We start from the raw sequence: 13,265 nt of genomic DNA, 5'->3' as shown, positions 1-13,265 counted from the left end.
GAAACATCACCCTTCCCTTCCAGGCCGACCACCCGCACGGCCAGCCGCAGCACGTCGGCGCTCATCCGAAGCCCGCTCCGGCGCATCGCGCCCACGTTGATCTCGAACCGGATCCGCCCGTCCCGGTGCACGAACCCCACCATCCCCCCCCGATCCACGAACCCCGGCGCGTCCCCGGCCGTCAGGACCGGGCGCCCCCGGACCGCCTCGAGCATCCACCCCAGGGACGCGCCGTCCTCCTCCACGAGGAAGAGCGCGTGGCACCGAAGCGCCTCGTCCGGGTTCCGGACCCGGACCGCCTCGGCGGGCCGGCCGCCGACCCGCCGCAGCGCCAGGTCGTCCCAGGCGGCCCCGAACGGGTCGCCGCCCCACAGCCCGAACCGAAAGGGCTCGCCCTCGGCCGGCACCCCCTCGGGCCACCGGGTGAACCGGACGAGGTTGTAGAGGTACGCGAGCTTGACATCCTGTTCGCGGGCCCTGCGGGGTGCCGCCCAGGCCAGGCCCGGCACCAGTGCCAGCCCCATCGCCCCCAACCGCCGGAAAAACCCCCTCCGCGTCACGTCTCACCCTCCCCCGCGCTACGGAAGCTCGAGCGACACCCGAACGTACGCCCCCCGTTCCACCTCGGTGGGGAGGGTCTGGATCGCTTTCCCCGGAACGAACTCCAGGTGGGAGGGCCCGAGCAGGTTCTGGCCCACGAGATCCACCCGCCAGGGGCCCCGGCGCCACCCGAGCCGAAGATCGAGCTCGGTATAGGCGTCCACCTCGTCCTGCTCCAGGGCTCCCACGTACCGGCCCCAGACGTCGAACTCCCACCCGGCCCCGAGGTCCATGGACGAGCGCACCGAAAGCCGGTGCCGGGGACTTCGGCCCTCCTCGTTTTCGGTGAAGACGTCCCGGCTGCCGTCGTCCAACTCGATGTCCAGGGCCTCCCACGCGTACGCCCCGTACACCCGCCACCAGTCCGTCGGGAACCAGTCCACGGCCGCCTCGAACCCGATCGACCGCCCCCTTGCCCGGTTGTCGGCGCGAACGAGCACCGGGTCGTCCGGGGTCTCCCGCGGCAGCGGCTCGAAGGTCCGAAGGTCATCATAGCGGTGCCAGAACCCGGCCACATCCACCGAGAGGCTCCGGCCGGCCAGGAACCGAACCCCCGCCTCGTAGGCCCAGAGCACCTCGCTCTCGAAGTTCCCCGAGGGCTCGAGCCGCATCGGCACCGGATCCGGATTGGGCGGCCCGTCGAACGCGGCCGCCGCCCCCGGCGGCACGAACCCGCTCGTGATCCGACCGTCGTCCTCGGCCCGGCTCGGGGTGCGGACCGCCCGGGACCAGGCCGCCCACGCGGCCACGTGGGGCGCGAGCCGGCCGAGCACCCTCGCCGTCGGCTGCCACTCCACCCCGGTGTACTCGTTTCGCTCCACCTTGGTGCCCACCAGGAGCCGGAGGCGGTCCCCCGCGAGGGAGACCTCGTCCTGGACGAAAGCGCTCCACAGGAGGTCGGCCTCCCGTTCGCTCCCGAACGAGACCACCTCGGAACCGTCCAGCCGGTCGGCGGTTCGGCGCATCCCGAGGCCCCACTGGATCTCCTGCCCCCGGAGCAGGGGGATCCGATGCTTGAGATCGAGGTCCCAGGTGTCGCGGGTCTCCGCGAGCAGGGGTTCGTCCCGCACGGTCCGGTCCAGGTAGAACTGGACCTGCCACTCCGAAAACCCCTCGGTCACGTGGGTCCAGGAGCCCAGGATCCATCCCCCGTGGGTTCGCACCCGGTCCTCGAGCACGGGAAGCCCCAGGAGATCCTCGGCTCCCAGGACCCGGCGGGTCGCATCGGCGTAGGCGAGGTCGTTCCACCCCCGGTACGCCTCGGCCTGCAGGGACCAGCGGTCGGCCCCGCCCGGTTCGCCGTCGACCCGGAAGCCCCCCCGAAGGGCCTGCCAGTCGTCATCCGCGTCAACCCCCAGGGCATCTCCCCCCGCATCCCGGTCCGCGTATCGGAGATGCCCCCTCGCCCAGACGCCGGGGGCCACCCGGGTTCCGTACCGCAGGAACCCCTGGGCCCGCTCCTCAGTCCCGGCCAGCGCCTCGGCGGTCCATCCCTGGGTCTCGGCGGCCGGCTTCGTGATGACGTTGATCACCCCGTTGACCGCGTTGGCCCCCCATGCCGAGGCCCCCGGGCCCCGGATCACCTCGATCCGCTCCACGTTTTGCAGCGCGATGTCCTGGACGTCCCAGTACACCCCGGAAAAAAGCGGCGTGTACACGGACCGGCCGTCCACCAGGACGAGGAGCTTGTTGCTGAACCGGTCCGCCCCGCCCCGGATCGTGACGGCCCAGGTGCTCGCGTTGATCCGCGACACCTCCACCCCCGGCGCGAGCCGCAACGCCTCGGCCAGGGTGGTGGCGCCGGAGCGACGGATCTCCTCGGCGGTGATGACGTACACGGCCGCCGGGGTTTCGGCGAGCTTCTGGGGCTTTCGCGACACCGAGGTCACCTGCACCTCGGCCAACTCCCGGAGGTCAAGGTCCAGAAGCGACCGTTCGGCCGCCCCGGCACTCCCCAAGAACCACACGGACGCCGCGAGGCACAGGAGCCATCGCGTCCCCACACCCATCCTGCGCATTTCCACGCTCCTTGTTCCTTCTCCCGGACCTCATCCCGAGCACCCCCCACTTTCAACCGATGGTTCCCTATCGGCGGGAGCCCACGCGGACTATAGGGGGGCCGCCTTCTCGTTTCCACCGGACACCCCAACCCCGCGCCGGAATCAGGGCCGGTGTGTAAAGTTTTTCGTGCCGCCCGCCGATCGACGAGAGGACAAGACCTTCCGCTCCGAAGCCGCCACCCCACGGAGGACCGCGTGGCCGTACGAATCGAACTCAGGAAGGGAGGGCTGGAGGCGGTCGCCTACCGGGCCGAGGGGCCCTTCGATCTCGAGGAGGCCACCCGGGCCGCTCTCGCCCGACTCGCCGAGCTCGGCGTCCAACCGGCGCCCTCGCCCGACCGCATCCGGATGGCGCTCTCGGTGTTCGAAGGGGGGCAGGCGCCCGAGGACGGGGTCGTGATCGCCCGGGGGGAACCGCCCCAACCCGGTGTTCCCGCCCAGATCCTTCCTTTTTTTCCCGTTCGAAAGACCCCCCTGGAGGACGGCGCCGACCCCTTCGCCCTCTATCCCCAGAACGCGGTGTACCCGGGCGACCCCCTCCTCCAGAAGACCCCCGCCTCCGCCGGCATTCCGGGGAAGAGCCTTCTCGGCACGCCGATCCCGGCCCCGGACGGCCGGGACATTCCCGTGCTTGCTGGAGACGGCGTGGCGGACGCGGGCGAGGACCACACCTTTCGGACCGAGGTCTACGGCATCGTCCTGTTCGACCGGGGCCGCCTGTGGGTGGCGCCGGGTCTTGTGGTGTCGGACGACCACATGGAAGCCCGGCTCACGGTGGTGGCCGACCCCAAGCTCGACGAGGAGGCCCAGGTGCGCCGCCTCCTCGAAGCCCTCGCCCAACTGGGCGTGCGCGCCGGCGTGGACGCCCAGGCCGTGGCCGTTGCCGTGCGCGAGGCCCGGACCCGGGGGCAACCCGTGGTGACCGTGGCGGCCCGCGGCCGGGAGCCGGTCCACGGCCGGGAGGCGGGCTACCGCCTCCTGTTCGATCCCGAGAAAAAGATCGGAAAGGTCCTCGACGGCGGCCGGATCGACTTCCGGGAGGCCGAGGCGGTCAAGAACGTCCGCAAGGGGGATGCGCTTGCCGAGGTGATCCCGGCGGTGGAACCCGTGGACGGGTTCCGGGTGGACGGCACCCGGCTCCGGGCCAAGTTGGAGCGGTTCCACGGGCTCAAGCCCGGGGACAACACCGCCCCGAGCGAGGACGGCACCCGGATCCTGGCCGCGGCCGACGGCATGGTGGTCCTCAAGGCCGGCAAGTTCCACATCGTGGACGAGTACCTGGTACCCGGCGACGTGGACTATCGGACCGGGAACATCCGGGCCTCGGGGGCCGTCCGGATCCGGGGCGGGGTGAAACCCGGGTTTCAGGTGGAGGCGGGAAGGGACGTCGAGATCTCGGGCGACGTCGAGACCGCCACGATCCGGGCGGGGGGAACCGTGACGATCCGGGGCGGCGTGACGGCCGAGGCCTCGGTGTCCGGGGGGCGCGGGGTCAAGGCCAAATACGTGCTGAGTTCCCGGGTGGAGAGTGACGGCGACGTGGAGGTGGCCAACTCCATCACCAACGCCCTAGTCTACACCCGGGGCCGGGTGCGGGCCCTGGCCGGCCAGGGGGCCCTCCTGGGCGGGGAGATCAACGCGGCCCTGGGGATCGAGGCCCGGGTGGTGGGGAGCGCCTCGGCCCAAACCCACGTGGCCGTGGGGGTGGACCTGCGGGTCACCCGGGAGATCGAGAAGATTGACAAGGAACGGGCCGCGATCCTCGACGAGATCAAGATCCTCCAGTCGAACCTGGGCCGCGACTTCCTGAAGGACCCCCGCACGGCCCTCGCCCGGATCCCCCCGCCGCTACGCAAGGGGAAGATCGACCTCCTCCAGAAAATGCAGGCCCTTTACCAGCGCGACAAGGAACTCACCCAGCGCCGGGACGAGCTCGCGGCCCTCCAGCGGGAACAGCAGGCGGCCCAGGTGGCCGTGGCCGGCGAGATCCACGCCGGCACCCGGGTCACCTGTTCCGTGGCCTCGGTGGTCCTCACCGAAACCCTGCGCCACGTGGTGCTCTACTACGATCCGGAGACGAACCGCGTGGCCTGGCGGCGGATGTGAGCTGAGGGGGCGAGAAAGCTGGAAGGCTCGGAAGCTCGGAGGCGCGGAACCCCCCGTTTCTCCCCAGACTCCCCCGGCAACGGGGCGACGGCCCCGGGCCGAAGCCCCGCGCCTCCCCTTCACTCCTCCTCCACGTACTTGTACCCGCTGAACACCACCGAGATATGGCCCTCGGTCCAGAAGATGTCCCGCCAGATCTGCAGATAGATGTGGATCACGGCGAGGGCCACGATCACGAACGCCGCCAGGTGGTGGGCGTGGCGCACCCCCACCACGCTCCCGAACACGGCCACCGACACGGCCTCGCACACCTCCAGGATCCGGGGCCAGAGCGGCACCAGGGAGTTCGCATGGCTGAAGGTGGGTCGCATGAGGGCAAACCCGGTGATCATCTGGACGAGCACGAAAAAGTGGATCACCAAAAACCCGTACGCGTTCAGGGGATCGATCCCCGGCTCCCGGGTGGGCGGCTTGTTGCGCAGGGTGAAGTAGTGCACCAGCATGGCCCAGGCCTCCCGGAACCGCTTCCGGCAAGGGAGCACGCTCCGGACGAACGGCTCCTCCAGGGAAAAGAGGAACAGATAACACCAACTCAGGAACGCCACGTCCACCAGCATGGCGGCCACGAAATGGGCGAACCGCATGTTTCCCATCACGAGCACGTCCGCCGGCCCCGGGGCCGGCCGAAACCAGAAGGGCTTCGCGATATAAAGCCCGGTCACGAAACACACGAGCACCGACAGCGCCAACACCCAGTGCATGATCCGCATCATCACGGTCATGCGCCGCACCCTTCGGATCATGGCCCCACCTCCCCTTTAGAGCACCCGCACCGTGCGCGCCGGTCCGTCGTGGCGCAGCACGTGCACGGCGCAAGCGATGCACGGGTCGAAGGAGTGGATCGTGCGCAGGATCTCCAGGGGCTGGTCCGGGTCGGCCAGTTCGATCCCCACGAGGCTCTCCTCATAGGGACCCCGCCGGCCGGCCGCGTCCCGCGGCCCCGCGTTCCAAGTGGTGGGCACCACACACTGGTAGTTGGCGATCCGCCCGCCCCGTACCTCGACCCAGTGGCCGAGGGCGCCCCGGGGGGCCTCGGTGAGGCCGAACCCCACGGCGTCCTTGGGGGGCGTGTAGGGCGCGAACGTGCGGCCGTCCACCTTCATGACCCGCACGAGCTCCTCCACCCACCCGGGGAGCGCATCGGCCATCCACTGGGTCTCGAGGGCCCGGGCGGCCGTGCGGCCCAGGGTGGAGAACAGCACCGTGGCCGGGGCGCCCAAGCGTTTCAAGGTGCCGTCCACCAGGGCCCGCACCTCGGGCACGCCCCGGGCGTAGGCCACGAGCACCCGGGCCAGGGGCCCCACCTCCATCGGCTCGCCGTCGTACCGGGGCGCCTTGAGCCACGAGTACTTGCCGTCGCCCTGCACGTGGCCGTCGGGCCCGAGGTCGGTGTACCGGACCTCGGTCACGCCCTTCGAGGGGTGAAGGCCCTCGGACTCGTTGGGGTACGCGTACCAGGAGTGGGTCACGAACTCCGAGACCTTGGCCGGGTCGAAGTCCTCGACCCGGGTGAGGTCCTTCCCCCGGATCACCCCCTGGGGCATGAAGAGCCGGCTGCGGTCGAGGTCGTCCGAGAGGGGGTAGGCCCCGTAGGCGAGGAAGTTGCCATGCCCCGCCCCGATCCCCTGGAGCCCCTCTGGCGCGTAGACGCTCCCGGCCAACAGGACGTCGGGGATGTACGCCCGCCGCACGAACTCCCCGAGTTTGCGGATCCGGAACAGGACGTCCCCGATCCGCTTTGGGTTGAGGAGGTCCTCGACGCAGGTCACCCCGCCCACCACCAGGGTCTGGGTGTGGGGCTCCTTGCCCCCGAGGATCGCGAGCACCTGCCCGCCCAGCCGCTGGACCTCCAGGGCGTCGAGGTAGTGGGAGGCAATGAGCAGGTTCGCCTCGGGCGGGAGCCGGTAGGCCGGGTTCCCCCAGTAGCCGTTGGCGAACGGCCCCAACTGGCCGCTCTTCGCGAACGCGGCGAGCCGGTTCTTCACGGCCTCCAGGTGCTTGGCGTCGGCGTTCCAGGGGTCGTCCGAAAACTCGTGGGCCAGGTCCTGGGCCTTCTTCGGGTCGGCGCTCAGGGCCGAAACGATGTCGACCCAGTCCAGGCCGTGGAGGTGGTAGAAGTGGATGATGTGGTCCTGGACCAGCTGGGTGCCCAGGATGAGGTTTCGCACGATCCGGGCCGCCGGCGGCGGGGTCACGTGGAACGCGTTTTCCACGGCCCAGATGGAGGCGTCGTAGTGCACGTGGGTGCACACCCCGCAGATCCGCTGGGTGAGGAGCGGCGCGTCCCGGGGGTCGCGGTTCCGGAGAATCGTCTCGATGCCCCGGAACATCATGCCGGAGCTCCAGGCGTCCACGATGCGGTTGCCGTCGAGCTCCACCTCGATCCGGAGATGCCCCTCAATCCGGGTGATCGGGTCGATAATCTTACGCGCCATGGCTCCCCTCCTCGCCCTGGCCGGGCTTTCCGTTCTTCTTCAGGGCTGCGCTGTAGACCGCGTGGCCCGCGATCCCCACGGCCGTGGCCCCGATCAGCGTCCAGCCCACCGCGTCCACCGACCCCTCGATGCCCCGCAGGTAGGGGATGGCGATCCCCGCCTCCGCCAGGGGTTCCTCCAGCGGGGCCATGTGGTCCCAGAACGCCTCCTCGCTGCACCCGATGCACCCGTGGCCGGCCCGGATCGGGAAGCTCGCCGCCTCATTCCACTGGATCTCGTTACAGTTGTTCCATGTGTAGGGGCCCTTGCAGCCCATCTTGTAGAGGCAGAACCCCTTTTTGGCCCCCTCGTCCCCCCACTGCTCCACGAACTCGCCGGCGTCGAAATGGGCCCTCCGGGGGCAGGTGTCGTGGATCCGCTTGGCATAGGCCCAGACGGGCCGGCCGTCCACCAGGGCCGGGACCTCACCCGTGAGGAGGAGGTGGAGTACGGTCCCCACCAGGTTCACCCCGTTGTAGGGGCACCCGGGGATCCGGATCGTGGGAATGCCCAGGGCCTTGTGGACCGGTTTTGCGCCCGTCGGGTTCGGGGCCGACGACTGGGGCCCGCCGTGGGACGCGCAGTGGCCGATGGCGATCACGGCCTTGGCCCCGGCCGCCACCCGCCGGGCCAGGTCGAGACCGGTCTCGCCCCGGGGGCCGAACCGCAGGAACTTCCCCCCCATCGCCGTGGGGATCGAGCCCTCCATGATGCACAGGTAGGAGCCCCGGTGGGCCTCGAGGGTGTCCTCGAGGCTCTTCTCGGCGGCGTCCCCGGCCGGGGCCATGATCGTCTCGTGGTAGTCCAGGGAGAGGTATTCGAGGATGAGTTCCGTGATCCCCGGGTAGGCCGACCGCAGTGCGCTCTCGGTGCACCCGGTGCACTCCTGGAGGTGGAGCCACACCACGGGCACCCGGGTGGCCACGGCCGCGGCCCGGGCCACCGACCGCTCGAAGGCGGGCGGCAGCCACAGGGCCGCCGTCATCATGGAGGTCCATTTGAGAAACGACCGGCGGGAGATGCCCTTGGAGGCCAAAAGGTCCTCTAGGGACCGGCCCCGGTCGTGGAACCGGGCCTCCAGCCGGTCCAGGCGGCGCTCGACCTCGTCGAGGGGAGGGGGTACTGGGGGGCGGAAACATCGCGGCATGAGAGGACCTCCTTTCCGGGCCAACCGGCCCGCCTAAAGGACGACACTCCTCCCGATGCCAAACGCAACGCAAAACAGAACGCGTTTTCTTTTAGGAAATCACCTTTCCGCTGTCAAGACTTATCTCCCGTCTCGCATTTTCACCCAAAAGACTTCTACGCCTCCAAATCCTTTTTGCTTATGGACACCGCCCGCTACCCCGGCCGGATCCCCAGGCTCTCCATGCGGTGCCGGAGCGTGCCCCGGGGCAGGCCCAGGAGCCGGGCCGCCTGGCTCACGTTGCCCCCCGTGCGTTCCAGGGCCTGGGTGATGAGGCACCGGGCCAGGTCCCGTTCCAGGGCCTCGAGGTCGCAGCCGTCGGCCGGCAGCACCCACCGCCCCGGCCCCGCGGCGGTGTCTCCCCGGAGTTCGGGGGGGAGATCGTCGGGCCCGAGTTCCCGACTCCGGCAGGTGATGGCCAGGCGCTCCATCAGGTTTCGCACCTCCCGGACGTTGCCGGGCCAGGGATAGGCCCGGAGCCGCGCCTGGGCCTCGGCGGAGATGGCCGAAACCGGCCTGTGGAACCGCCGGGCGAACTCCTCCAGGAAGTGCTGGGCCAGGGGGAGCACGTCCTCCGGCCGCTCCCTGAGGGGCGGCACGTGGATCGGGAACACGTTGAGCCGGTAGTAGAGATCCTCCCGGAACCCCTTCTCCTGGATGGCCTCCCGGAGATCCCGGTTCGTGGCCGCGATGACCCGTACGTCCACCCGGGTCTCCCGCACCCCGCCCACCCGCCGGAACCGCCGGGTTTCCAGGAACCGGAGGAGCTTGGCCTGGAGCCCGGGGTCCATGTCCCCCACCTCGTCGAGGAACACCGTGCCGCCGTCGGCCGCCTCGAGGAGGCCCTCCTTGGGCCGGCGGGCGTCGGTGAACGCCCCGGCCTCGTGGCCGAAGAGCTCGCTTTCGAGGATGCTCCCCGGGATGGCGGCGCAGTTCACCTCGAGAAACGGCGCGGCCGCCCGGGCCGAGAGGTTGTGGATGAGCCGCGCCACCACCTCCTTGCCGGTGCCGCTCTCGCCGGTGATCAGCACCGTGGTGTCGGGGTGGGCGGCCACGTCCTCGGCCTGCCGAAGCACCTCCCGCATGGCCGGGCTCTCGGCGATCACGGGTCCCCCGGGGCCGAGCTCCCGCTCCCGGAGCACCCGGACCCGCCGCCGCAGGACCTGGGTCTCCAGGGCGAGCCGCACGATCAGCTTGATCGCGTCGGCCTTGAAGGGCTTCTTCACGTAGTCGTAGGCGCCGAGCTTCAGGCTCTCGACCGCGCTTTCCACCGAGCCGTACCCCGTGATCACGATGACCAGGAGGTCCGGGTCCCGGGCCCTCAGGTCCCGGAGCACCTCGATCCCGTGGCGGTCGGGGAGGTTCAGATCCAGGAGCACCAGGTCCGGGGCCTCCTCGTCGAAGGCGGCCAAGGCCTCGGACCCCGTGCCCACGCCCCGCACGGCATACCCCTCCTCCCCCAGGATCCGGCCGAGTTGATCCCGAAGGAACACCTCGTCGTCCACAATGAGGATGGATGCCACTTCGACTCCTCAACAGCCAACGTTTCGGGGCCCCGCACACCCTGGGGACCATCTTTGGGTTGGGGCATCCCGCTCGCCACCCCCTGGAGAAGGGCCGGAGATCTCCCTCGCCTTTGGGCGGACCCTCTCTCCGGGGCGGCACAACCTACGGCTGGGGCCGGGAGGGCACCTCTCCCGGCACGTGAACCGTGAGCACCGGTACCGGGGAGGTCTCCACGACCTTCCGGGCCGTGCTTCCCACAATGGCATCGAGAAACGTTCTCTCCGCGTGGGCCGCCAGGACCACGAGGTCCGCCCCCCACTGCCGGGCGTGGGTCACGATCTGCTCGGCCGGGTCGCCCTCGGCCACGACCACTTCGCGCACCAGGCCTTCGCAACCGGGGTCCCGCAGCACCTCGCGGCAGAACTCCGCGACCTTGGCTCGCACCACCTCCGCCTGGGCCGCCTCTACCTGCTCCACGATGTGGTGCAGCGTGCCCCGGCCCACATACCCTTCCACCAGGGCCTCCTGCCGCGGGTTCAGGGTCTCCACCACGTGGAGCACCATGACCTCCCCGCCCAGGTCCTTTGCGAGCCCCAGGGCGTAGCGGAACACGTATCCGGCGTTGGGCCCCCAACGGGTCGCGAAAAGGATTTTCCGGATCTTCGGCAGCATCGCTTTCGTCCCTTTCCCGGCCAACCGGCCGGCTCACGCCGGGGCGGCCGCCGCGCGGGCGGCGTCGCGCCGGTTCCGGGCTTTCTGGCTCAGGTACACGAGGGCCACGAGCACCAGGCCCACGGCGTCAGTGAGGAACGTGGGCCAGTACAGCAGCACCGTGGCGACCGCGAGTAGGATCCACTCCAGCGGGTTCGTCTTCCGGATCAGGTAGAACATGGTCAGCGCCGAAAATGCGATTGTCCCCAGTGTGGCCGAAAGGATCGAGGAGAAGATCGCAAACGGCTTGGCCCGGGTTTCCGCCACCACGATCCCCCCGTCGATGTGCTGCCCGGGCCGGATCTTCAGGTCCTTGATGATCCCATCCCTCTGGGCCACGATCTGCTTCACCTGCTCACCGTCCAGCACCTCGGCGATCACGTCGCCCTTCTCGAACGGATCGCCCACCTTCACCTTCACCGTGGTCACCATGGCGCCCATCAGATCGTCGTCCCACTGGGGGGCGACGATGGGTTTGCCCTCGAACAGGATCGCCGGAGTGTACGCGAACAGCAGGGGCATCACGTAGAGGAGTTTCGCGAACTTGAAGCTGGTCCATCCGGTTTTCCACGGGTCCGCCCCCGCGATCGCGGCCCCGGCGTAGGCCGCCACACACACGGGCGGGGTGATGTTGGAATCCTGACTGAACCAGTACACGATCATGTGGGCGGCGATCAGCACCACCCCCATCTCGGTGAGGGGCGGAACCGCCAGCACCGCCGTGATGAGGTAGGCCGCGGTCACCGGCACCCCCATCCCAAGCACGAGGGACGCCAGGCCCACCAGGAGGATCGCCGCGAGCAGGTTCCCCCCGGCCAGGGAGATGATGATGTCGGAGAATTTGAGCCCGATCCCGGTCAGGGAGATCGTGCCCACGATAATACCGATCACCCCCACGGTGGCGCCGATGATCAGGGTGTTGTTGGCCCCCGTGAGGATCGCGTTCCAGATCTCCCGAGGTCCCATGCAGGTTTCCTTGCGCACCCAACTGACCGCGATACACGACAGCGTGGCCCAGAACGCGGCGTACCCCGGCGACCGGCCCATGATCATCAGCACCGTGATGATGATAAGGGGCAGGGAGAAGTACCATTCCCTTTTGAGCACCACCGTCCAGTGCTCCAGGTTCTCACCCGCGACCCCGGTGATCCCCTGCTTTTTCGCCTCGAAATGGATCATGCAAAACACGCTCAGAAAGTAAAGAAGCGCCGGGGCCACAGCGATGGCCATGATGTGCGCGTAAGGGGTTTCCGTGAGTTCGGCCATCAAGAACCCGCCGGCCCCCATGATCGGCGGCATGAACATGCCCCCGATCGAGGCCGCCGGCTCGATGGCGCCGGCAACGTGGGGTCGGAACCCGGCGCGTTTCATGAGGGGGATCGTAAAGGCGCCCGTGGACACCGTGTTGGCGATGGCGCTCCCCGACACCGACCCGAAGAGCGCCGAGGCGATCACGGCGACCTTGGCCGGCCCCCCCGTGGTGCGGCCGGCCAGGGCCATGGGCAAATCGATGAAAAACCGGCCGGCCCCGGAGGCCTGGAGAAAGGCACCAAAGAAGATGAACAGGATGACGTAGGTAGCCAGCACATTGGCCATCACCCCGAACACCCCGTTCGTGGTGAGGTACAGCGCCGTGCACAGCCGCTCGAACCCGAACCCCCGGTGGGCGATGATGTCGGGAAAATACGGGCCGAAGTACCCGTAGCATAGGGCGCCGATCCCGATCAGCGTCATGGCCCAGCCGAGAACCCGGCGGCACACCTCCAGCGACAGGATCACACCCACCACGCTCACCAGCGCGTCGAGCTCGTTCTCCGCCCCGGCCCGGTAGTTGAGCACCTCGAACTCGTGGATCCAGTAGTAAACGACCGCGGCGGAACAAAGAGCCAAGAGGATGTCGGACAGCGAGGGGTTCTGGGGCCGTCGGCGGATCATCCACCCGTCGCACACCCAGATCCCCGCCGCCACGGCCAGGGAACCCGCCGCCAAGGGCCACAGCCCCACCGCCTGGCCCCACCCCTCGCGATACACGGCCATGAGCCGCTCGTGGAAGGCGATCACATCGGGCAGCCAAAGCTCCACGGCCTTGGTGAACCCGTTGCTCAACGCGTCCCAGATGGGCCCCGAAAAGGCCGCCGCGATCACCTCGGCCATCTTCGCGCCGAACCCCATCTCCACCGGGTAGAAGAAGAGGATCGCGGCCGCGCACGAGACCACAACACCCAGAAACAGCGAGAGCACGCCCCGGACCCAGGTCTTCCCGGCGGGGTAGAGGAGAAAGATCAGCACGTACGTGATGAACACGTACACGCCCCGGTGGTACTGGGTGGCCACCGAGGTGATGCCGGCCGTGTAGAAATAGAACACGACCATGATGGCCCCGAGGGCCGAGACGATCCACCGCCACGACCCGGTCACCGGCCGGGCCGATTTGGCGTCCTTTTCTAGCAGTTCTTTGAGCTTGGCCTTTTCTTCCGGGCTCACGTCCTCGGCCGTTTTCAGCTCTTCCGCCATGACCCGCTCCTTGCCGTAGCCCCTGCGGCCCGTTCACGCGAGAAGCGG

The 13,265-nt window shown here is 69.3% G+C and carries 9 protein-coding genes; 1 reads left to right on the top strand and 8 read right to left on the bottom strand.

Annotated elements, in window-relative coordinates; genetic code table 11:
• A partial coding sequence (locus ACYQ8L_RS08415; protein WP_459941340.1) for a YfiR family protein occupies positions 1 to 560 on the bottom strand: 560 nt, incomplete at its 3' end.
• 18 nt (positions 561 to 578) lie between these two features.
• Positions 579 to 2,618, bottom strand: coding sequence for a TonB-dependent receptor plug domain-containing protein (locus ACYQ8L_RS08410; protein WP_459941339.1), 2,040 nt, complete (start codon positions 2,616 to 2,618; stop codon positions 579 to 581).
• A 237-nt stretch (positions 2,619 to 2,855) separates the two neighbouring features.
• Here ACYQ8L_RS08410 and ACYQ8L_RS08405 point away from each other — a divergent pair, with 237 nt between their 5' ends.
• Positions 2,856 to 4,766 (top strand): flagellar assembly protein A, encoded by a 1,911-nt coding sequence (locus ACYQ8L_RS08405; RefSeq protein WP_459941338.1) that lies wholly within the window; start codon positions 2,856 to 2,858, stop codon positions 4,764 to 4,766.
• Between the two features lie 119 nt (positions 4,767 to 4,885).
• Here ACYQ8L_RS08405 and ACYQ8L_RS08400 read toward each other — a convergent pair whose 3' ends face one another.
• From ACYQ8L_RS08400 to ACYQ8L_RS08375, 6 genes are all read right to left on the bottom strand, one after another.
• Positions 4,886 to 5,569 (bottom strand): cytochrome b/b6 domain-containing protein, encoded by a 684-nt coding sequence (locus ACYQ8L_RS08400; protein ID WP_459941337.1) that lies wholly within the window; start codon positions 5,567 to 5,569, stop codon positions 4,886 to 4,888.
• A gap of 15 nt (positions 5,570 to 5,584) precedes the next feature.
• The gene (locus tag ACYQ8L_RS08395; RefSeq protein ID WP_459941336.1) at positions 5,585 to 7,261 is read right to left on the bottom strand and encodes a nickel-dependent hydrogenase large subunit; all 1,677 of its coding nucleotides are present in this window, start codon (positions 7,259 to 7,261) and stop codon (positions 5,585 to 5,587) included.
• The gene (locus tag ACYQ8L_RS08390; protein WP_459941335.1) at positions 7,251 to 8,447 is read right to left on the bottom strand and encodes a hydrogenase small subunit; all 1,197 of its coding nucleotides are present in this window, start codon (positions 8,445 to 8,447) and stop codon (positions 7,251 to 7,253) included. The genes ACYQ8L_RS08395 and ACYQ8L_RS08390 overlap by 11 nt, the downstream gene beginning before the upstream one ends.
• A 194-nt stretch (positions 8,448 to 8,641) precedes the next feature.
• Positions 8,642 to 10,009, bottom strand: coding sequence for a sigma-54-dependent transcriptional regulator (locus ACYQ8L_RS08385; protein ID WP_459941334.1), 1,368 nt, complete (start codon positions 10,007 to 10,009; stop codon positions 8,642 to 8,644).
• 145 nt (positions 10,010 to 10,154) lie between these two features.
• Positions 10,155 to 10,664, bottom strand: a complete 510-nt coding sequence (locus tag ACYQ8L_RS08380) for a universal stress protein (protein WP_459941333.1) — start codon at positions 10,662 to 10,664, stop codon at positions 10,155 to 10,157.
• Between the two features lie 33 nt (positions 10,665 to 10,697).
• Positions 10,698 to 13,217, bottom strand: coding sequence for a TRAP transporter fused permease subunit (locus ACYQ8L_RS08375; protein ID WP_459941332.1), 2,520 nt, complete (start codon positions 13,215 to 13,217; stop codon positions 10,698 to 10,700).
• Between the last annotated feature and the right edge of the window lie 48 nt (positions 13,218 to 13,265).

This window comes from Deferrisoma palaeochoriense (assembly GCF_054656955.1).
Note: the sequence above shows the minus strand (reverse complement) of the source record. Positions and strands in the feature narration are given on the sequence as shown.

Excerpts from the sequence above, each read along its gene's own strand:
- ACYQ8L_RS08395 (WP_459941336.1), bottom strand. The coding sequence starts at position 7,261 with ATGGCGCGTAAGATTATCGACCCGATCACCCGGATTGAGGGGCATCTC.
- ACYQ8L_RS08400 (WP_459941337.1), bottom strand. The coding sequence starts at position 5,569 with ATGATCCGAAGGGTGCGGCGCATGACCGTGATGATGCGGATCATGCAC.
- ACYQ8L_RS08410 (WP_459941339.1), bottom strand. The coding sequence starts at position 2,618 with ATGCGCAGGATGGGTGTGGGGACGCGATGGCTCCTGTGCCTCGCGGCG.
- ACYQ8L_RS08390 (WP_459941335.1), bottom strand. The coding sequence starts at position 8,447 with ATGCCGCGATGTTTCCGCCCCCCAGTACCCCCTCCCCTCGACGAGGTC.
- ACYQ8L_RS08380 (WP_459941333.1), bottom strand. The coding sequence starts at position 10,664 with ATGCTGCCGAAGATCCGGAAAATCCTTTTCGCGACCCGTTGGGGGCCC.
- ACYQ8L_RS08375 (WP_459941332.1), bottom strand. The coding sequence starts at position 13,217 with ATGGCGGAAGAGCTGAAAACGGCCGAGGACGTGAGCCCGGAAGAAAAG.